We start from the raw sequence: 20,956 nt of genomic DNA, 5'->3' as shown, positions 1-20,956 counted from the left end.
ATAATTTGGCTGAAAAAGAAAAACAGCATCAATATGCGGTCAATCTTTTAAAAATCAAGCCCGATAAAAAAAGCAGCCCAGAGGCTGCTACAGTTTGGATGCATGTTGTTATGGGAGGCTGTTATAGACAAATTTGCTTACCTCAATTTTTTGCGGAATGAGTTTTTCTGCGCTAAAACGATCGGCAATATGTTGTTGGGCTTGAACCACATCAGGTGTCAGGGTGGCCAGCAAAGACGGTTGATAACGCTTTTGCAAAACTATATCAGCAATTTCAGGACTGACACCAATGGCTTTACTATACAGTTGCACTGCATCTTGATGCTGTTGAACCACCCATTTTGCAGCTGCATTAGAAGCATGAATATATTGAGTAACTGCTTGAGGGTGTTGTTGAACAAAATCTGGATTGGCAATCACAAAGCTATAGCCTTGTTCAAAAGGTTGTGCATCGGTAAGTACTCGTGCATGTCCACCTTGTAAGGCTACAGATTGAAATGGTTCCCAGATCAGCCAAGCATCCACAGTTTTTTTATCAAAAGCTGCGCGTGCATCGGCAGGTGCGAGCCAAATCGGTTCAATATCAGACCATGACAGCTCAGCTTTTTGTAAAATTTTATCCAATAAGTCATGTGCATTGGAACCACGTTGCAGGGCAATACGTTTGCCTTTTAAATCTTGCAAGCTTTGAATCGGACTATGTTTATCCACCAACAAGCCTAAACTTTTGGGATGCGATTTTTCATAAGCCACATAGGTTAAATTTTTATTGCCTGATTGTGCAAAGAGCGGCGGAGTATTGCCCGCTGAACCAAAATCCACCGAACCTACGGATAAAGCTTCTAAGAGTTGTGGTCCTGCAGGGAACTCTTTCCATTCAATTTGCGTATGCGGGAAATAAGTTTTTAAAAGTGTTGGATCAGATTTTAACGTAATTGAATTTAGAGATGATTTTTGATAACCAATCACCAAATGCTTTAACTCGTTCGCAGCAGGTTGTTGAGGGCTTGTAGTCTGATTGGTAGGTTGGGTACATGCGCTTAAAGCACAGCTTGTGATGAATGTGAGTGCGAAATATGGTGCCTTCATGCTGGGATGCCTCTTATCGTTTTAAAATGAACATGTGGATTTAAAGAAAAATACACATGTCCATTCGCGCATCACTTAAGCTCGATGGTTGATTCTTAGCTTGAGCTGAAAACAGCCATGTAAAGATGATTTTTTTCATTGTTTTATACTGTTGTTGTGGATCTAAATTCAAAATAAAGTAGTTTTTTAAGCTTTACTGCAGAATTTTTGCATAAGCACATCAACGAAAATGCTATAGTGGCTTAACTTCTTGAATCCATAATATTTATAGATTTTAGCCTAACTTAGCTAAATTTTAGCTGTTGCAAAATGCATACGACAGATTCAATTCTAATCAGATTAAGCGAAAGGCATTTTGGGGGCTTGGCTGAATTTTGATGCCATAGGCGCTAGAGGATTTTTTCTATACAGATGGGCGAAAAAGCACTAAAAACAAGGTATCATAGAGCGTTTTAAAAAATTAACCTTGGAGACGCCTTAAGTGGATCGACCGACAATTAGCCCTGAACATTTACAGGAAGCCGCTGAAACACTAATCACCATTCGTGATTTTATTCGTTTTGGTGTCACAGCATTACGTCAATACGATGCGCATTTAGGTCAAGGTACAGAAGATTATTTTGCAGAAAGCTCTGCTTTGGTTTTACAAACCTTGTCTTTAGATTGGAATGCAGACAACGAAATCTTAGATGCTAAACTTCTCCCAAGTGAAAAAGCTGAATTTTTAAGCCTGCTCGAACGTCGTATTAACGAACGTGTGCCAACATCTTACCTACTTAACTTGTCTTACTTCTTTGGTAAGCCATTTTATGTTGATGAGCGTGTACTGATTCCACGTTCACCGATTGCAGAATTGATCGAAAACCGTTTTGCACCATATTGCTTAGGCGAAAATGGTCAAATGGGTCAAGCGGTAAACAACTTACCTGAAAACCCAAATCCAAAAACGCCGCAGCGTATTTTAGATATGTGTACAGGTTCAGGTTGTATTGCCATCGCTTTGGCTTATGCCTTCCCTGATGCTGATGTTGATGCCACTGATATTTCTAAAGAAGCTTTAGAAGTAGCATCAATTAATGCAGAACATCATAACAAACAGTATCAAGTGGCATTACTTGAATCTGATTTATTTGCCAAAATTCCTGCCGAAAATCAATATGATTTAATCGTATCTAATCCGCCATACGTGGATGCAGAAGATATGGCTGATTTACCAGATGAATTCCATCATGAGCCAGAACTTGCCCTTGCAGCAGGTCAAGACGGTTTAGATTTAGTGCGTAAAATGCTGGCACAAGCAGCAGATTATTTAACTGAAGATGGTCTAATTGTGATTGAAGTGGGCAACTCTGAATGGGCCATGCGTCAAAACTTCAATACAGTTGATTTCTATTGGTTACAATTCCAAAAAGGCGGCACAGGTATTTTTGCACTCACAGCAGCTCAATGCCGTCAATTCCGTGATTTATTTATTCAATCTGTTCAAGCATAAAGGAGTCGTTGAACATGGCAGGTAATAGTATAGGGCAACTGTTCCGTGTAACGACTTGCGGTGAATCTCATGGCGTTGGTCTGATGGCCATTGTCGATGGCGTGCCACCGGGGATTGAATTGTCAGCAGCTGATTTGCAATATGATTTAGACCGTCGTAAGCCGGGTACATCAAAATTTGCCACTCAGCGTAAAGAGCCTGACCAAGTAGAAATTATCTCTGGGGTTTTTGAGGGTAAAACCACAGGGACGTCGATTGGTTTATTGATCCGTAACACCGATCAAAAATCCAAAGACTATGGCAATATTGCACAAACCTTCCGTCCAAATCATGCAGATTATACCTATACCCATAAGTATGGTTTCCGTGATTACCGTGGTGGTGGTCGCTCAAGCGCGCGCGAAACAGCGATGCGTGTGGCAGCTGGTGCAATTGCCAAAAAATATTTAAGCGAGAAATTTGGGATCTTAATTCGTGGTCATGTCACGCAAATTGGCACTGAAAAAACCACGCAACTCGATTGGAACGAAGTACCGAATAACCCATTTTTCTGTGGTGATGTGAATGCAGTGCCGCGTTTTGAAGCCTTAGTGACATCTTTACGTGAACAAGGCACCAGCTGTGGCGCAAAACTCGAAATCATTGCAGAAAATGTACCTGTCGGTTGGGGTGAGCCAGTCTTTGATCGTTTAGATGCTGATATTGCACATGCCATGATGTCAATTAACGCGGTTAAAGGCGTTGAAATTGGCGATGGCTTTGCTGTAGCCGAGCAATTTGGTCATGAGACCCGTGATGAACTCACAACAGATGGTTTCTTAGCTAATCATGCCGGCGGTATTTTGGGTGGAATTTCAAGTGGTCAAGACATTCGTGTCGCGATTGCTTTAAAACCAACTGCTTCAATCACCACACCGGGTAAAACCATTACCCTTGATCGTGAAGATACTGATGTTTTAACTAAAGGTCGTCATGATCCATGTGTAGGTGTGCGTGCGACACCGATTGCTGAAGCGATGCTTGCGATTGTGTTAATGGATCATTTTCTGCGTCACCGTGCACAAAATGCTGATGTGGTACAACCATTTGAACCGATCTAATCGCTAAAAATAAAAAAATCCAGATTTTGTATCTGGATTTTTTTATGGTTTACGCTTTGCTGCGCAGCTGTTGCACTTGGCTTAAAATCAGCGCTTTGTTTTCAATGACTTTGTTGACAATTAAATCGGCAGGTAATAGCGCGGTGATGTTGGCAGGTAATAATTGGTAAATTTGCTTGACTGTTTTGGTCAGCTCTTCGTCCTGTGAAATTTTATCTTCTGCCACATTTAATAGCTGTTGTACCACCAAGCCTTGTACTTGCTGACCATGTTGTTTCCAAAGTTCATTAACGCCCACTTCTGTTACGCTTTTTAAGAGTTGACCTAACATTGTATTGTCCTTGTGAAAAACCAGCAGTCTAATCAAATTAAAGCGTACAAGAGTAACAGCTTGATATAAGTGTCTAAAAAAACATCAAATATCTTGATTTTTTTTTATCTGTTGACTGGGATTTACTAACGGTTGGGATTGGGCGATTTTTTTAGCCACATAGTGCCCACGTTTCATACGAATTAAAATGACTTGGCTGTTGGCTTCTAATTCGCCAAATTCAGGTTCTACATCAACAATGTGTAGGCGACCAAATTCATCGCGAATCCGTGCTTCGGCAGGGAAACTTGGGCGGGCTTTAGCAACTAAGGTGGCCAGTCGTCCCAATAAATCAGGTTCAACATGTTGATGTTTGGGGGGTAAGACTTGATCCAGACAATGAATCATAAAGGCGGTAAAAAAGATGGCTAAAATCAGCGCGGGGAAAAAGACATAATAAAAAGGAGCAAAGGCATTTTGCTGGGCATAAATACTAAATTGCAAGACATAACCGACACAACTAAAGTTCATCAGTAAAAAAACCACAATCAGTAATTTTGAAAACTTAACGTTGAGTAAATCGGCATGGCGTAATTTAGTAGGAATACAGCGTTTCAACCACAGACTCGGTGGGGCTTTTAAATAAAAGCCCACCGTTTCTACCATGCTTAAGCCTAGTAATAACAACACACTAAAATGAAAGGGCATTAGATGCCAATGTTGTAACAGCTCAAGCATGCTGGCAGGTCCTATTAATCTTGGGCGATATAAATGCCGCCGTCAGAATGTACGCTAATAGCGACTTTCTCTAAGGCTTGACCTTGGCAAGGGCCAGAGACACATTCACCACTTTCGACTAAAAATAGTGCGCCGTGGGTTGAACATTCAATATATTCTTGCTCACGGTCTAAAAATTGATTTTCTAAAAACTCAAGTTCCACTTGTAAATGTGGACATAAGTTTTGGTAAGCGAAGAAACAGCCGTCGCGTTGGGTAATAAAAATTTTATCCCCATTGTCTAAATCAAAGCTGCGCGCTTCACGTTCTGGTACGTCTTCGGTCATGCAAATTTTTTGCATTATGCAGGGTCCTTTTGCAATGTATTCAGCAGTGTTGCATAGTCATTTAAGTCTAAACGTGGGCCAAATTGTGACACCACTTGACTTGAAATTAAAATAGCCAATTCAGCCGCGCTTTGTAAACCTAAATCTGCATTGAGCGCATAAAGAAATGCACCCGCAAAAGCATCACCGGCTCCGTTGGCATCTACGGCAGTCACTTTGCGACCTGCAACTTTAAATTGCGTGTCTTGCGTGGCAATTAAAGCGCCTTTTTCGCTTAATGTAATGACAACGTACTGACTTTTTTGACGCAATACAGCAAGCGCAGCATCTAGAGTATCAGTGTTGCTGTACATTAAAGCTTCTTGTTCATTACAGAATAAAAGATCAACGCCATCATCGATTAACTCATCTAAACCTTGACGTGCATATTGCACCATGGCAGGGTCAGATAAGGTTAAAGCAATTTTAACATCATTGGCTTTGGCAATTTGACGTGCTTGTTTAACCGCTAAACGTGCACTGTCGCTGGTGGATAAATAGCCTTCGATATATAACCATTTGGCAGTTTCAAGCGGACTGAAATCAATTTGCTCGCTGGTTAATTCTGCGGTAATGCCCAAACAAGTATGCATGGTACGTTCAGAGTCAGGGCTGACCAATACCATACATGTCCCCGTGACCCCTTGGCTGACAGAGCGAGGGGTGGTTTGAATCCCCGCATCGCTTAAACCTTGTAAGTAAGTTGCGCCTAAATCATCATTCCCGACACGACACGCATAAAAGGCTGAACCACCAAGGGCTGCAAAAGCCACTGTAGTGTTGGCGGCAGAACCGCCCGAGGCTTGGCCTTTATAGACTTGGCTGGCTTGTAAATTGGCATATAAAGCCGCTTGGGTTGCGCCATCGGTGAGTTGCATGGTGCCTTTTTGCAAGTTTTGTTCAAGTAAAAATGCATCAGAAACTTTAAATTCTTGGTCAATTAACGCATTACCAATTGCAAAAAGATCAACAGTTGCCATGTCTTTTCATTCACATTCAATAAGAAAAATCAGATTTTACATGATTGTTCAACTTGGATACAGTTTGCTGAATAAAATTCAGGCTAAAATATAATAGGCTCAAATGACAGCAAGTGAGTGAAATTTGTGCAAATTGAGCGGAATCTTGAGTGAATAACTCAGCTTTTTGGATTGGCATGAATTTTTAGCAAAACTGTCGTTATAATGAGAACAGTTTTTTTAATTTTTATTTGGAGATCACATGACTGTAGATGTCACTGAAACTCAAACCATCACCGTACATCCTGCGTTTCAGTTGGTACGTCAACACCATGTCGAAGCCTTAGATATTTTTGTCTCTGAATACCAACATATCGTCACAGGCGCGGTACATTATCATTTGGCAACTGACCACGATGAAAATGTATTTTTGGTGGCTTTTCGTACTCAACCGATGGATTCAAAAGGCGAGGCGCATATTTTAGAACACACGGCGCTGTGTGGTTCAGAAAAATTCCCTGTACGCGACCCATTCTTTTTAATGATTCGTCGTTCACTCAATACTTTTATGAACGCTTTTACCGCTGCAGACTGGACCGCGTACCCATTTGCAACGCAAAACAAAAAAGATTTCCAAAATTTACTTGAAGTCTACTTAGATGCCGCTTTTGCAGCCAATTTAAATCCGCTGGATTTTGCCCAAGAAGGCATTCGTATTGAGCTCGAAAATGGCGAGCCGGTGTATAAAGGCGTGGTATTTAATGAGATGAAAGGTGCGATGAGTTCGCCAACCGATCAGCTTTACCACCAATTGGCCCAGCATCTATTCCCGCATACTACCTACCATTACAACTCAGGTGGTGATCCTAAAGACATTCCTGATTTAAGCTATGATGAATTGCTTGAATTTTATAAATCGCATTACCATCCAAGTAATGCGGTGTTTATGACCTTTGGTAATCAATCGGCTTATGATTTACAAGAGCAATTTGAAACTCTGGCTTTAGCCAAATTTGGCAAAGGCCAAACGCTACATTCAACGCCTGAAACACGCCTAGCCGCACCGATTCAAGTCACAGAAACCTATGCACTAGATGCAGATGATCTAAGCGATAAAACCTATCATGTGATGTCATGGTTATTGCCACAAGCCAGCAACATTAAATTACGCTTGGGTATGCGTTTAGTTGAAGGTATTTTACTCGAAGATTCTGCTTCCCCTCTACGTCATTATTTGGAAACCTGTGGTTATGCACAATCCACAGGTCCATTGATGGGTGTGGATGATTCTAACTTTGAAATGACCTTCTATTGTGGTATTCAAGGTTCTAACCCTGAACACGCTCAAGCATTTAAAGAGGGCGTGTTTAAGGTATTAAACGAAGTTGCTGCACAGCCTGTGAATCAAGATCTAGTGAATGCGATTTTGCATCAAATTGAACTGCACCAACGTGAAATCAATGGCGATGGTATGCCATACGGTTTAAGCTTAATTTTAAATGGTTTAAGCAGTGCCATTCATCACACCGATCCTGTAGATGTTTGGGATGTGGACAGTGCAATTAAAGCGGTGAAAGAAGAGCTGAAAGACCCAATGTGGTTATCTCACTTAATTCAAACCCATCTGATTGATAACCCACACCGTGTACAAATGACATTGGTGCCAGATGCTAATAAATCCGCAGCAGAAAATGAGGCAGAAAAGGCACGTCTCGCTGCCCTTGGTACAAGCTTAACTGAAGCGCAAAAAGCCGAAATTATTGCCCAAACTGAAGCTTTAAAAGTCCGTCAAGATACCCCAGATGATTTAAACCTGTTGCCTAAAGTAGGTTTAGAAGACATTCCTGCAGATTTACATATTGTCCAAGGTCAATTACGCGAAATTATTAGCAATGGTCTAGATACGCCGCTTAATCTCTATCATGCTGGCACCAACGGCATTTACTACCAACAAGTGTTGGTACAGATTCCTGAGGCTGTAGTGCAATCACCGTACTTTAACTTGCTCTCAATTTTAATGGGTGAAGTGGGCGCAGGTGAATATGATTATCTTGAGCTGCAACAGTTGCAAACTGCGGTCAGTGGTGGCTTGGGTATGGGGGCTTCATTACGCTCTAAAGTTGATGATGCGGGTAAAATCAGTGCATGGTTAACCTTAACCACCAAGTCTTTAGTGAATAACTTAAGTGCCATCAATCTGTTGAAAATGGCCTTCGAGCAACTACGTTTTGATGAAAAAGACCGTATTGTTGAACTATTACAACAACGTAAAACTCGTTGGCAAGCTCGTGTATCGGATGCTGGACATAGTTATGCGATGCAAATTGCCTCGCGTCAGCATAGTGCTTTAGCCAACCGTGATTATCAAAACACAGGTTTAGGTGCATTAAACTGGTTAAATCAATTGGTGGCTAGCTTAAATGATGAAGATAGCTACAATGCTTTAATTGCTGAATTACAAGTCATTCATCGTACATTATTACAAGCGCCTAAACAGTTTTTACTGGTGTGTGAAGAACAGCAGTCTGAACGTTTGGTGGAAGAAGTACAAAATGTTTGGGATAAAGTGGCCATTGACCGCAGCCCAATTACGCTACAGCAACTCAAAACCACAGCAGATGACGGCGCGGATCAAGCTTGGCTGATTCAAGCTAATGTGCAATTCTGTGCTGCAGCTTACCCTGCGGTACCAGTATCACATCCAGATGCTGCACCGCTGATGGTATTGGCGGCGTATTTACGTAATGGCTTCTTACATAGCGCGATTCGTGAAAAAGGTGGTGCTTATGGCGGCGGCGCGAGCTACGATGGTAATGCCTGCTCATTCCGTTTCTATAGCTACCGTGACCCACGTTTAGCAGAAACTTTTGCCGACTTTAATGCCTCAATTGAGTGGATCTTAACTGCTGAGCAACAACCACATCAGTTAGAAGAAGCGATTTTAGGTTTAATTGCCAGTATGGATAAACCAGGTTCACCAGCAGGTGAAGCAATTACTGCATGTTATGCCTTGTTACATGGCCGGTATCCATCATTCCGTCAAACGTTACGTGAACGTTTAATTCAGGTGAAGCTCGATGACTTACAACGCGTTGCCAAGCAGTATTTACAAGCGCAAACACCGAGTCGTGCTGTGGTCGCACCTGTAGCCAAACGTGAAACACTGACGGCACTTGGTTTTAAGATTTATCAAGTCAATTAAAACAATAAAAGGGGAAGCCTATGGCGCTCAAGGTTGTTGAGCGCAGCCCAATTTGGCTTGGCATTTCAATGCTAAGCCTAGGGACTGCGACACATATATATGCTGCTGAACCCAATGTAGCGACTCTACAACCCGCCAGTGCGCACGCATGTGCGGCACTGAGCTCGAATTCAGAACGCTTAAGCTGTTATGATCAGTTATTTAAGCCTGCTACACCCACTGAAAGTTTAGTGTCAGAGCGTGAGGCGGCTAAAGCACTCGCTGCAGCACCTGTTAGCTTAACAGAAAAGGTCCGCAATAAAGCTGAAGAAGTGGTGCCGGTTAAAGCAGCAGACATTAACCCAGCCACATCTTTACTGGACCAACGCTGGGAGCTGTCGCCTAATAGTAAACTCGGTACATGGAACTTGCGTGAATACCAACCGGTGTATTTATTGCCTGTATTTACGACGACAGACAAGAATGAGCGTCCAACCAGTCCTAATCCAGACAACACAGTCAAGGTGGGTGATGAGCAGAATCTTAAATCCACCGAGGCGAAGTTTCAATTGTCCTTTAAAACCAAGGCCATGGAAAACTTAATTGGCGATAACGGTGATCTTTGGTTAGGCTACACTCAATCATCACGTTGGCAAGTCTATAACGAAGATGAATCACGTCCGTTTCGTGAGACCAATTACGAACCAGAGGCCAGTTTAATCTTCCGTACCAATTACGAGATTTTTGGTTTAAGTGGACGTTTATTGGGTTTAACCTTTAATCATCAGTCTAATGGACGTTCAGATCCTTTATCGCGTAGTTGGAACCGCATTATGCTGAATGTGGGCTTTGAGCGTGATAACTTTGCTTTAATGCTACGTCCGTGGTATCGCATTAGTGAAGACAGCTCAGATGATAATAATGCCGATATGGATGATTATGTAGGTCGTGGTGATTTAACGGCTTTTTACCGTTGGAACGAGCATGACTTTTCTTTAATGCTGCGTCATAGCTTACAAGGTGGCGAAGATTCTCACGGTGCAATGCAATTTGATTGGGCCTTCCCAATTAGCGGTAAACTGCGCGGTCATTTCCAATTGTTTGATGGCTATGGTGAAAGCTTAATTGATTACAATCATCGTGCAACCTATGCCGGTATTGGTGTTTCGTTGCTAAATTGGTTCTAGATGAAAAAAGCCGCGAATACGCGGCTTTTTTTAACCAATTTGAATATCGGTATGGGCATGTTTGACGCGGGTTTTCTTGGGTGTTGCAATTAAATAAGCTAAGGTTAAAGGACCTAAACGCCCTGCAAACATCAACAACATTAAAATAACCAAGCTAATAGGGCTCAGTTCACCCGTAATTCCGCGTGATAAACCTACAGTGCAAGCCGCTGAAACGGCTTCAAACAATAAATTTAAAAAGCTTTGCTTGGGTTCAAAAATCATTAACCCTAGTACACCCATAAAAATCAGCATGCAAGTAATTGATACCACGGCCATGGCCTTAAAAATGACTTTTTCAGAAATGGCATAGTTGAAAACACGTAACTCATCACTGCGACGTAAGAAGTTAAGCACACTTAATACCACAATAATAAAGGTACCCACCTTAATGCCACCTGCGGTACTTAAAGAGCCGCCACCAATAAACATCAGTAACATGGTAATCAGGGCAGTGGTGTCATTAATTTCTGCCATATCGAGGCTATTAAAACCTGATGAACGCGGCACTGTAGCATGGAACCACGCATGTAGTGCTTGTTCACCTAGGCTTAAGTGCGCAATGGTATAGGGATTTTGTGCCTCTAAAGCCCAAATCACAACAAAGCCAAATAGGTTTAAGGCCAAAATGGTCAGTAGCACCAATTTGCTATTGGGCGAGAGTTTCTTCCAGCGTTTTTTCTGCTGAATATCAAGTAATACCAAAAAGCCAATGCCGCCAATAATATATAAAAAACTAATGGTGAGCGTAATGATATATTGTCCATCAAAACCTAATAGACCACCCGGGAATAAGGCAAAGCCACCATTATTAAAGGCGGAGACACTATAAAACGCAGCATAAAACAGCGCCTCAGCAAAGTCATAGTTTTGCATCCACGCTACAGTTAATACACACGTACCGACCAACTCAAAAAATAAGGAATAAAAAAACACCGCTTTAATGGTCAGCACCACTTTGGCTAAACTGGTATACCCTATACTTTCTTGCGCCATCATCTGTTGCTTTAGTCCTAATTTAGGCGCAAGACTCAAGGCCGCTAAAATCGCAAAGGTCATAAAGCCTAAACCACCTAGCTGCAGCAACAGCATAATGATGCTTTGCCCAAATGTGGTATAGCTGTCACCAATATTGACCACGGACAATCCTGTGATTGTCACCGCAGACGTGGCGGTGAAGAGGGCATCTAGCCATGAAATATCACCGTGATGAGAGATGGGTGCTTTAAGTAATAAAGTTCCCAGCGCAATAAACATACAAAAACCCAGCGCCAACAAACTTGGCGGACTTAAGTTAATGGTTTGATGGTGCGAGTTATACTGTAAATATTTCATAGCTCATCAACAAAGCGTTGCGAGAGGCGACGTAAATTGTGCAATTCGCCGGCAATCACCAACATATCACCTTGTTGCAAGATCAGCTGTGGGTCAATGCTGTACTGAATGCTAGCCCTACGTTTATGTAAAATCGTGCGAATATCGGTGGCATGACGCATCAATTCGTAAAAGCGTATCCCATTCATATTGGCTTTAATTTCAATCCGGACTAAGTATTGATCATCATCTAAGGCCATATAACGGCTGACCATGGGATAGCTTAAGGATTGTGCCACACGAATTCCCATATCTTCTTCAGGATGAATGATTTTATCTACGCCCAAATGGGTCAGAATCATATGGTGTGCTTTCGAGTTGGCTTTGACCCAAATCTTTTTTAGACCTAAATTTTTTAAATGTAGGACACATAAAATACTCGCTTCAATATCTTCACCAATGGCGACAACCGCTGCGTCGCAATTTTGGATATTCAGCTCGGCCAAGACATGTTCATCTGTAGCATCGGCAATCACCGCATGGGTAATCGTTTCGGCAAGATTGTCCACTAACTTTTTTTCATTATCGATGCCAATCACATCATGATTGAGTTGCATCAATTGTTCGGCGACAGCAGCCCCAAAACCACCTAAACCAATGACTGCAAATTGGGCCATGTCAATGTTCCTTATCTTTTGTTAAGTGATTACCACTAAAGTGCATACAAACAACACAATCACAGTGAAAAATCATCGGAGACGCATTTTATAATTAATTTTGATCTATCGCGAGACAAGGAGTGTAGCGTGGCTCGGAATTTATATGAAAATCTACAGTTGGTCTTTCCAGAATTAAAGAAAGTACCTTTACCTGAAGAACTAGATCGTTTTGAACATTTTATGAGTTGGCTCAACAGTTATCACATCCATCTACAACCACTTGATGGTAATGATTTAAGTTTAAGGCAGCTTGATCAATGTTATCGTTTACAACAACTCAATTTAGATTTAGACGAGCTTAAGAACGAGATTCGTGAGGAATTACAAAGTGTTTATCAATTGTATGACGATGATGATCGAGAAGAAGAAACAGCACCTATGGCGGCGCTTTATGATAGCGAAATTGGCGATAACGTCATTTTAAATACCTTAAAGGTGTTTATTGAACCTTATGATTTGGCGGTGGTGGTGCTAGAGTACACAGAGCCGTATTGGATGATTGTGCCGCATCAACCCGAATTGCTTGATGCCTTAACAAAAAATTATGCCCAGACCTTTGGTGAAGACAAAGAGTTGTTGGTGTTAGAGTAAAAAACCGTCTGCATGCAGGCGGTTTTTTGAGGCATTATTTTAAGAAGCGCTGATAACCTAGGTTATTGGTTACTTCGTCATATGGGTAGGTGATGCTCTCTAAAGTTTCGATGAGACCATCTGGATTTTGCTGTGCGTCGGTCGCTTCTAGACCCACCAAGACACGACCTTCTGCAGCGCCGTGGTTACGGTAGTGGAATAGGGTAATGTTATGTGTTGGACCAAGGCGTTCTAGGAACATCAGTAATGCACCTGGGCGCTCAGGGAATTCCACACGGAATAAACGTTCATTGGCAAGATCAGCATGACCGCCAATTAAATAACGAATATGCAGTTTAGCAATTTCGTCATCAGATAAGTCATCTACGTCATATTGTGTCTTTAGCGCCGTATAGATGTCTTGACGCTCTTTCTCGCCGCCTTTAAGACTAATCCCAACAAAGACTTGCGCGGCTGTGGCACCACTGGCACGGTAGTTAAACTCAGTAATATTACGCCCTTGTAAGGCACGGCAGAATGTTAAAAACGAGCCCTTTTCTTCTGGAATGGTCACGGCAAAAATTGCTTCACGGCGCTCACCGAGCTCAGTACGTTCAGCAATATAACGTAAGCGGTCAAAGTTCATATTGGCACCGCAGACAATCGACACCATATTTTTACCGTGTAAGTTATGTTTTTCAACATACTTCTTAATACCCGCCAATGCCATAGCACCAGAGGGTTCAACAATACTACGACATTCATCAAAGGTATCTTTGACTGCAGCACAGATTTCATCGGTATTGACCAAGACCACTTCAGGCTCCACGATTGGACCTGAGTTGTCTGATTTTTGTAGACGAATCACTTCAAACGGTTTTTCACCAATTTGTGCAACAGCAGTACCATCGGCAAATAAACCTACAGATGGAAGAATGACACGCTCACCCGCTTCTAGGGCTGCTTTTAAACAAGCTGACTCATCATATTCAACAGGAATGACTTTTACGTGTGGCGCAACATCGCCTAAATAGGCTGCAACGCCTGCGATTAAACCGCCGCCGCCAACGGCAACAAAAACATATTCGACATCACGCCATTGACGTAAAATCTCGTTGGCAATGGTGCCTTGACCAGCCATGACCAACTCATCGTCATAGGGTGGAATAAAAGTCATGCCTTCTTCAGCTGCACGGGCAATGGCATATTTATTGGCCACATCAAACGAGTCGCCATGTAAGACCACTTCACCGCCTAGACGTTTTACCGCTTGGACTTTAATATCCGGTGTGGTTTTTGGCATCACGATGATGGCGCGAATACCCAGCTTTTTACCCGATAACGCGACCCCTTGGGCATGGTTGCCGGCAGAGGCAGTAATCACACCACGCTCGAGCTGCTCTTTGCTTAATTGACTAATACGGTTATAGGCACCACGCAGCTTAAATGAAAATACCGGCTGTAAATCTTCCCGTTTAAAGCGAATATTATTATTAAGCTTCTCACTAATTCGAGGCGCTGCTTCGAGTGGGGTTTCGATTGCAACGTCATACACCGTTGCCTGTAAAATTTGTCGAACCAAACGAGACAGCATGTTAATCTTCCATCTAACAGTTTAAAATAGGGGCTTATTGTAACAAACCCCTGTCTTTTTGGGCTGAAAAATCAGCAACAAAGGTCAAATTTTAGTCGAGTAAAGCGATGAGCCTATATACTACCCAAGATGAAAAGAAAAAAGCAGCTGCCCAAGCTGCGTTAAAGCATTTACCAAAAGGCGGTATTTTAGGCGTAGGTACCGGCAGTACGGTCAATTTTTTAATCGAAATGTTGCCTGAATTACAACTTGAAGCGGCAGTTTCAAGCTCAGAAGCAACTGCAGAACGTCTACGTAAACTTGGTATTGAAGTTGTCGACATGAACTCGGTTGCAAGCTTAGATGCCTATATAGATGGTGCAGATGAAATTGACGCGAACTTACATATGATTAAAGGTGGTGGTGCTGCCTTAACACGTGAAAAAATCGTGGCATCGATTGCCAAAAAATTTGTATGTATTGTCGATGATTCAAAATGGGTCAATCAATTGGGTGTAGGTTTTGCGCTTCCTGTTGAAGTCATTCCAATGGCACGTTCAGCTGTAGCACGTAAAATCGTGAGCTTAGGCGGTGACCCTGTATACCGTGAAGGCGTGGTTACCGACAACGGTAACGTGATTTTAGACATACATAACTTAAATATCTTAAATGCATTAGAGCTTGAAAAAACCATCAATGACATCCCAGGCGTGGTATGTAACGGTATTTTCGCAATTAATAAAGCCGATATTGCGGTTGTTGCAACTGACAACGGTATTGAAGAACGTACAGCACGTTAATGGCTAATTTCCCAAGTCTAGCAGTCTACGTGTAGGCTTGGGAAAACCTGATTCGAAGTCATGAATAACGCTCTACCTGACATTCAAATTCAACCTAAGCTGAGCGCCAAGCGTTTTAGACTAAAGGTATATCCTGATAAAATTTGCTTAACCGTACCTATTTTGGCGCGTAAGCAACATATTCAAGCTTTTCTTGCACAGTCGCAAGCATGGTTAATTGAAGCATGGCAGAAACAACACGTCAGCCCCTTTATTGCTCTTCAGCAACTACAACTTTTTAATTTAGAACAGCCGATACAAATTATCTATCAAAGCCAAAAGCAGGCTTTTATTTTTGATCATCCGCAGCTATTTTTAGATGCAGCACAGCCACAAGTCGCGTTAAAAGCTTTTATTTTTAGCTATGCCAAACAGCATTTGCCTTTATTTTTGCAGCACATCAGTACAGAAATTCATTTGCCTTATCAACGCTGTAGTATTCGTCAGGCCAAGACCCGTTGGGGCAGTTGTTCATCAACAAAAAACATTATGCTCAATAGTGCTTTGGTATTATGTGAACAACAACTCGTGCGTTATGTCTGTATTCATGAATTAGCCCATACTGTGCATATGAACCATAGCCGCGACTTTTGGCAATTAGTGGCACAGTTTGATCCCCATCATTTACAGCATCGTCAATGCTTAAAACAGCAGCAAATTCATGTTTTATATTGAATTTTAGCGCGTTAAAATATCAGCTATATTTAGCCTAAGTAGACTTTATACCTCATCAAAAAAACAAAACCTATTCATTTGATTTGATTATTCAGTTGATCTGTTGCTTTAAATAGCAACAAAGCGCATGGAAATAGTTTTGTCTGTGTCAACTTCCTGTCATACTAAGTCTTGATGAAAACCAACGAGATAAATTGAGGTTGTGCACGTGATTACTGTCGGAATTGTAGGTGGTACAGGGTATACAGGCGTTGAATTGTTACGTCTTTTGTTACGTCATCCGGATGTACAAGTAACACTTCTTACCTCACGTACGGAAGCGGGTCGCCGTGTAGATGATATGTTTCCAAGCCTACGCGGACACACTGATCTATGCTATTCGGACTTAAATCTAGAACAATTAAAGCAATGTGATGTGGTATTTTTTGCGACCCCGCATGGTGTGGCTATGCAGCATGCTGAGGCCTTAGTTGCAGCCAATACTAAAGTGATTGACTTAGCAGCAGATTTTCGTTTACAAAACTTACAACAATTTGAAAAATGGTATGGCTTAGAACATGCTTGTCCAGACATTTTAAAAGACTCTGTCTATGGTTTATCTGAACTGAACCGTGACCAAATTAAAAAGGCGAGTGTGATTGGCAATCCGGGTTGCTACCCGACCACAGTACAGCTAGGTTTAGCACCGGTATTAAAAGCGCAAGGTTTAGTAAAACCAGAAAGTATTATTATTGATGCTAAATCGGGTGTTTCAGGGGCAGGGCGTAAAGCCAGTCTGGGCATGATTTATTCAGAAAATGCCGATAACTTTAAAGCCTATGGCGTAGCAGGTCATCGTCATCATCCTGAAATTGTTGAAGCCTTAGAAAATATTTCTGGTCAACAGGGTGTGTTTGATCACATTGTGTTTGTGCCACACTTAGTCCCGATGATTCGCGGTATGCTAAGTACCATTTATGTGGATTTGACAGAACAAGGCCAAGAGGCTGATTTACAAAGCTTATATGAAGCATTCTATGCCAATGAGCAGTTTGTAGATGTCATGCCAGCAGGCAGCTCGCCAGAGACACGTTCAGTACGTGGTGCGAATCAATTACGTATTGCACTCTATCGCCCACAACCACAAAAGCTGATTATTTTGGTAGCACAAGATAATTTAGTCAAAGGTGCAGCAGGTCAGGCTGTACAAAACATGAACTTAATGTTTGGTTTTAGCGAAAATGCTGGTCTTGAAGGCATTGGCTTATTACCATAAGAAACGCTTTAGCACTTCACACACATTTAAATTTGCCGTTAAATGTGTGTGCTTGGCTTTAAATTGACGTAAGAGATGACAATGCAAGACACCGATTCAAATACAACAACACAAAAAAAACCGATGTTACAAGGTAATTTACCACTCGCAATTGGTGCAGCCATTTTGATGCTGAGTAGTGGTTTTTTGGCGTATTCAATCGGGCATCGTCAGGGCTTAACGGTCACTGGTTTTGATGCGGATGCAGAACAACTGGTAGACGTAGTTCAAAAACAAAAAGCCAGCCTTGAATCACTCAATAAAAGCTTAAATGCAGCAATTCAAGAGCGTGATGTGGCTGTGACCAATTCCAATGACCTGTATGCAGCAGTCAATCAAGCCAAAGCCAATCAACAACAGGCTGAAGGCATGAGTGCCATTTATCGCGAGGTATTAAAACAACGCGGTGGTCTAAGCCTCACCATTCAAAATCTAGGCATTAAATCTTTGCCTGACAATGCTTATGAATACCAAATTGATTTGGTGCAAGTGAGTCCCAATAACCGCCGTGCAACTGGCAGTGTAGAGCTGCGTTTAATTCGTGGTACAGAAGTGCTGACCGTTCCGCTTGAAGATAATCAATTTGGTTTTGAAAATTATGAGCGTCTAACGGGTCGTTGGACCATGCCCAAAGGATTTACGCCACAATTTATTGAAGTTCGTTTGACAGGGGCGACCCCGGTAACTAAGCGTTTTAGTTGGTCGCGTGGTCAAGCGATTGAATCAGCCTCTGCCTTTGTCGCAGAGATCCCACAAGTCGAAGCTAATGCCCAATAATGGTGAATCAGAGTCATATGCCAAGTTCTCAGCGTTCTATATGTTTAAATCAAATCAAAAGTACTTTTCAACAATCAGGTTTTGTTGATTGGCATCTAGAGCCGCGTTTAGGTGAAGTCCCACACCACGATGAACAGGGCGATGTTGCGGTTAAACCTGCACCACCTGAACTGAAGCGTCCACCGTTATATATGGTCTTGTTAATGAACGATGATTACACGCCAATGGACTTTGTAATCGAAATTTTACAACAATACTTTGCAATGAATCTTGACCAAGCAACTCAAGTAATGTTAACAGTACATTATGAAGGAAAAGGTGTAGCTGGGGTCTATCCGCGAGACATTGCAGAAACCAAAGCCAACCAAGTCAATAATTATGCTAGAGCTCAAGGACATCCTTTATTGTGTCAAATTGAGCCGAAAAGTTAAGGGGGTTGCATGCTCAGTCGTCAATTAGAAGTATCGCTACGTTTGGCTGTTAGCATGGCTCGACAAAAGCGCCACGAGTTTCTAACAGTTGAACATTTGCTATTGGCCTTATTGGACAATGATTCTGCGGTCACCGCTTTAAAAGCCTGTGGTGCGGATATTATCGTCTTAAGAAAAGAATTAGAAGAATATATTGAACAGCACACCCCTAAATTGGGTGAACAAGCTGAGCAAGCACCACATCCAACCGAAAGTTTTGATCGTATTTTGCAGCGAGCCATTTTTCATGTGCAATCGAGCGGCGGTGATCGTACGGTAGAAGGTGCAGATATTTTGGTGGCCATGTATTCAGAGCGTGACTCATTTGCGGTCTATTTACTCAAACGTCATCAGATTAATCGCTTAACGCTCACCCAGTACTTATCGCATGGAGCGCGTAAGGAAGATGCCCAGCCTGAAGAAGAAACCGAAGAGTTAGATGGTGAAACGAGCAGTTCTACCAATTCGGGTCCGCTTGAGCTCTATACCACAAATCTAAATCTTGAAGCACAAAAAGGCAAAACAGATCCTTTAATTGGTCGTGAAAAAGAAATCGAACGTGCGGCACAAATCCTATGTCGTCGTCGTAAAAATAACCCGCTGTTGGTGGGTGATCCTGGGGTGGGTAAAACCTCAATTGCTGAAGGTTTGGCATGGCTTATTGTCAATGGTAAAGCACCAAAGCCTCTAGAAAATGCTGAAATTTACAGTCTTGATATTGGCGCTTTGGTGGCAGGCACTAAGTACCGCGGTGACTTTGAAAAGCGTTTGAAGCAATTGCTGAATGCGTTAAAGAAAAAACCTGATGCAGTATTATTCATTGATGAAATTCACATGATTATTGGTGCAGGCTCAAGTATGGGCAGTACCATGGATGCCTCGAATTTAATTAAGCCAGCACTCTCTAATGGCACTTTACGTTGCATTGGTTCGACTACCTTCCAAGAATACCGCCAAGTGTTTGAAAAAGACCATGCTTTATCACGCCGTTTCCAAAAAATCGATGTCAATGAACCTTCGATTAATGAAACCATCGATATTTTACGTGGCTTAAAAGTTAAATTCGAAGATTTCCATAATGTCGAATACGATGACAGCGCCTTAATTGCTGCGGTTGAATTATCGGCTAAATTTATTAATGATCGTTTCTTGCCTGATAAAGCCATTGATGTTATTGATGAAGCAGGCGCGCAGCGTCGCTTAAAAGCAGAACAAGACGATACCTTAATCACAGTGGAAAATATCGAAGACATCGTATCAAAAATTGCACGTATTCCACCAAAAACTGTGTCTAAAGATGATAAAACCGTTTTGGGTCATTTAGAGCGCGATTTAAAACGAGTGGTGTTTGGTCAAGATGAAGCGATTGAGGCTTTAGCTTCAGCGATTAAACTGTCGCGTGCCGGGCTAAAATCACCTGATAAACCTGTCGGTAGTTTTGTATTTGCTGGGCCAACTGGGGTGGGTAAAACTGAAGTCACCAAACAGCTGGCCAAATTGTTAGGCGTGGAATTAGTACGTTTTGACATGTCTGAATATATGGAGCGCCATGCAGTATCACGCTTAATTGGTGCACCTCCAGGTTATGTAGGTTTTGATCAAGGTGGTTTATTGACCGATGCGATTCATAAAAATCCGCATTGTGTGTTATTACTCGATGAAATTGAAAAAGCCCATCCAGATGTCTTTAATCTATTGCTACAAATTATGGATCATGGTGCATTAACCGACAATAATGGTCGTAAATCTGATTTCCGTAATGTGGTATTAGTACTGACCACCAACGTAGGTGCAGAAAGTATTTCTCGTACCAGCATTGGTTTTGTGGAGCAAGACAATAGCAAAGACAATACTGATGCCATGAAAAAGGCATTCTCACCTGAATTCCGTAACCGTTTAGATAGCGTAATTCAATTCCAAGCCTTACCAACCTCTGTGATTGAAAGTGTGGTAGATAAGTTCTTAACTGAACTGCAAGCTCAGCTAGATGAGAAACGTGTAGTTCTTGAAGTTGATCAAGATGCGCGTGAGTGGATGGTGGAGCATGGTTACGACCGTCTCATGGGTGCACGTCCAATGCAGCGTCTGATTCAAGAGCATCTGAAAAAGCCACTGGCTGAAATGATTCTATTTGGTGAACTGGCGGACCATGGTGGGAATGTTGCCGTGTCTGTGAAAAAAGAAAATGGCAAAGCAGTAGGACTCAAACTCGAAGTGTTTGAAGACCAAACAGCTGAACCTGCTTAATTGCTAGGCCCTATACAA

Annotated in this window: 19 protein-coding genes; 11 read left to right on the top strand and 8 right to left on the bottom strand. The window is 42.1% G+C overall.

All coding sequences use genetic code 11. The features are described 5' to 3' along the window. Positions 1–108: 108 nt before the first annotated feature. Positions 109–1,089 (bottom strand): aliphatic sulfonate ABC transporter substrate-binding protein, encoded by a 981-nt coding sequence (locus AC5YCD_RS08880; protein ID WP_496129696.1) that lies wholly within the window; start codon positions 1,087–1,089, stop codon positions 109–111. Between the two features lie 481 nt (positions 1,090–1,570). Here AC5YCD_RS08880 and prmB point away from each other — a divergent pair, with 481 nt between their 5' ends. Further along, a complete protein-coding gene (gene prmB, locus AC5YCD_RS08875; RefSeq protein WP_496129695.1) occupies positions 1,571–2,581 on the top strand; it encodes a 50S ribosomal protein L3 N(5)-glutamine methyltransferase in 1,011 nt (336 codons plus the stop codon). A gap of 14 nt (positions 2,582–2,595) precedes the next feature. After that, the gene (gene aroC / locus AC5YCD_RS08870) at positions 2,596–3,681 is read left to right on the top strand and encodes a chorismate synthase (RefSeq protein ID WP_496129694.1); all 1,086 of its coding nucleotides are present in this window, start codon (positions 2,596–2,598) and stop codon (positions 3,679–3,681) included. A gap of 49 nt (positions 3,682–3,730) precedes the next feature. Here the strand turns inward: aroC and AC5YCD_RS08865 are convergent, their stop codons facing one another. From AC5YCD_RS08865 to AC5YCD_RS08850, 4 genes are all read right to left on the bottom strand, one after another. Next, positions 3,731–4,012: a hypothetical protein gene (locus AC5YCD_RS08865; RefSeq protein ID WP_496129693.1), complete on the bottom strand. Its 282-nt coding sequence runs from the start codon at positions 4,010–4,012 to the stop codon at positions 3,731–3,733. An 84-nt stretch (positions 4,013–4,096) separates the two neighbouring features. After that, positions 4,097–4,729 (bottom strand): OB-fold-containig protein, encoded by a 633-nt coding sequence (locus AC5YCD_RS08860; protein ID WP_496129692.1) that lies wholly within the window; start codon positions 4,727–4,729, stop codon positions 4,097–4,099. A gap of 14 nt (positions 4,730–4,743) precedes the next feature. Then, positions 4,744–5,055: a Rieske (2Fe-2S) protein gene (locus tag AC5YCD_RS08855; RefSeq protein WP_496129744.1), complete on the bottom strand. Its 312-nt coding sequence runs from the start codon at positions 5,053–5,055 to the stop codon at positions 4,744–4,746. A 14-nt stretch (positions 5,056–5,069) separates the two neighbouring features. Beyond that, positions 5,070–6,074 carry an adenosine kinase gene (locus tag AC5YCD_RS08850; protein ID WP_496129691.1) on the bottom strand — a complete coding sequence of 335 codons (1,005 nt, stop codon included), beginning with the start codon at positions 6,072–6,074 and terminating at the stop codon, positions 5,070–5,072. Between the two features lie 241 nt (positions 6,075–6,315). On the opposite strand from AC5YCD_RS08850, the gene AC5YCD_RS08845 reads away from it, so the two are divergent. After that, on the top strand, positions 6,316–9,255 hold the full coding sequence (locus AC5YCD_RS08845; RefSeq protein WP_496129690.1) for an insulinase family protein: 2,940 nt from the start codon (positions 6,316–6,318) through the stop codon (positions 9,253–9,255). 20 nt (positions 9,256–9,275) lie between these two features. Then, entirely contained in the window at positions 9,276–10,421 is a 1,146-nt protein-coding gene (locus AC5YCD_RS08840) for a phospholipase A (protein WP_496129689.1), read from the top strand. 30 nt (positions 10,422–10,451) lie between these two features. On the opposite strand, the gene AC5YCD_RS08835 is transcribed toward AC5YCD_RS08840, so the two are convergent. Next, positions 10,452–11,795, bottom strand: a complete 1,344-nt coding sequence (locus AC5YCD_RS08835) for a TrkH family potassium uptake protein (RefSeq protein WP_496129688.1) — start codon at positions 11,793–11,795, stop codon at positions 10,452–10,454. Next, complete coding sequence (locus AC5YCD_RS08830; RefSeq protein WP_496129687.1) at positions 11,792–12,451, bottom strand: potassium channel family protein; 660 nt, start codon at positions 12,449–12,451, stop codon at positions 11,792–11,794. The genes AC5YCD_RS08835 and AC5YCD_RS08830 overlap by 4 nt, the downstream gene beginning before the upstream one ends. A 129-nt stretch (positions 12,452–12,580) precedes the next feature. On the opposite strand from AC5YCD_RS08830, the gene AC5YCD_RS08825 reads away from it, so the two are divergent. Beyond that, positions 12,581–13,084, top strand: a complete 504-nt coding sequence (locus tag AC5YCD_RS08825) for a hypothetical protein (RefSeq protein ID WP_496129686.1) — start codon at positions 12,581–12,583, stop codon at positions 13,082–13,084. Positions 13,085–13,118: 34 nt separating this feature from the next. Here the strand turns inward: AC5YCD_RS08825 and ilvA are convergent, their stop codons facing one another. Beyond that, a complete protein-coding gene (gene ilvA, locus AC5YCD_RS08820; protein ID WP_496129685.1) occupies positions 13,119–14,657 on the bottom strand; it encodes a threonine ammonia-lyase, biosynthetic in 1,539 nt (512 codons plus the stop codon). Positions 14,658–14,764: 107 nt separating this feature from the next. Here ilvA and rpiA point away from each other — a divergent pair, with 107 nt between their 5' ends. The 6 genes from rpiA to clpA all read left to right on the top strand — a co-directional run bounded on the left by rpiA (position 14,765) and on the right by clpA (position 20,938). Next, positions 14,765–15,436 carry a ribose-5-phosphate isomerase RpiA gene (gene rpiA / locus AC5YCD_RS08815; RefSeq protein ID WP_496129684.1) on the top strand — a complete coding sequence of 224 codons (672 nt, stop codon included), beginning with the start codon at positions 14,765–14,767 and terminating at the stop codon, positions 15,434–15,436. Positions 15,437–15,496: 60 nt separating this feature from the next. Next, on the top strand, positions 15,497–16,150 hold the full coding sequence (locus tag AC5YCD_RS08810; RefSeq protein ID WP_496129683.1) for a YgjP family zinc-dependent metalloprotease: 654 nt from the start codon (positions 15,497–15,499) through the stop codon (positions 16,148–16,150). Between the two features lie 202 nt (positions 16,151–16,352). Continuing rightward, on the top strand, positions 16,353–17,405 hold the full coding sequence (gene argC / locus AC5YCD_RS08805) for an N-acetyl-gamma-glutamyl-phosphate reductase (protein WP_496129682.1): 1,053 nt from the start codon (positions 16,353–16,355) through the stop codon (positions 17,403–17,405). A gap of 81 nt (positions 17,406–17,486) precedes the next feature. Further along, positions 17,487–18,221: a DUF6776 family protein gene (locus tag AC5YCD_RS08800; protein WP_496129681.1), complete on the top strand. Its 735-nt coding sequence runs from the start codon at positions 17,487–17,489 to the stop codon at positions 18,219–18,221. A gap of 17 nt (positions 18,222–18,238) precedes the next feature. Then, entirely contained in the window at positions 18,239–18,652 is a 414-nt protein-coding gene (gene clpS, locus AC5YCD_RS08795; protein WP_496129680.1) for an ATP-dependent Clp protease adapter ClpS, read from the top strand. 9 nt (positions 18,653–18,661) lie between these two features. Further along, positions 18,662–20,938, top strand: a complete 2,277-nt coding sequence (gene clpA / locus AC5YCD_RS08790; RefSeq protein WP_496129679.1) for an ATP-dependent Clp protease ATP-binding subunit ClpA — start codon at positions 18,662–18,664, stop codon at positions 20,936–20,938. The last annotated feature ends 18 nt before the right edge of the window (positions 20,939–20,956 follow it).

This window comes from Acinetobacter sp. CY05 (assembly GCF_059515805.1).
The sequence above is the reverse complement of the archived record's forward strand: the minus strand, read 5'-3'. Positions and strand labels throughout refer to the sequence as shown.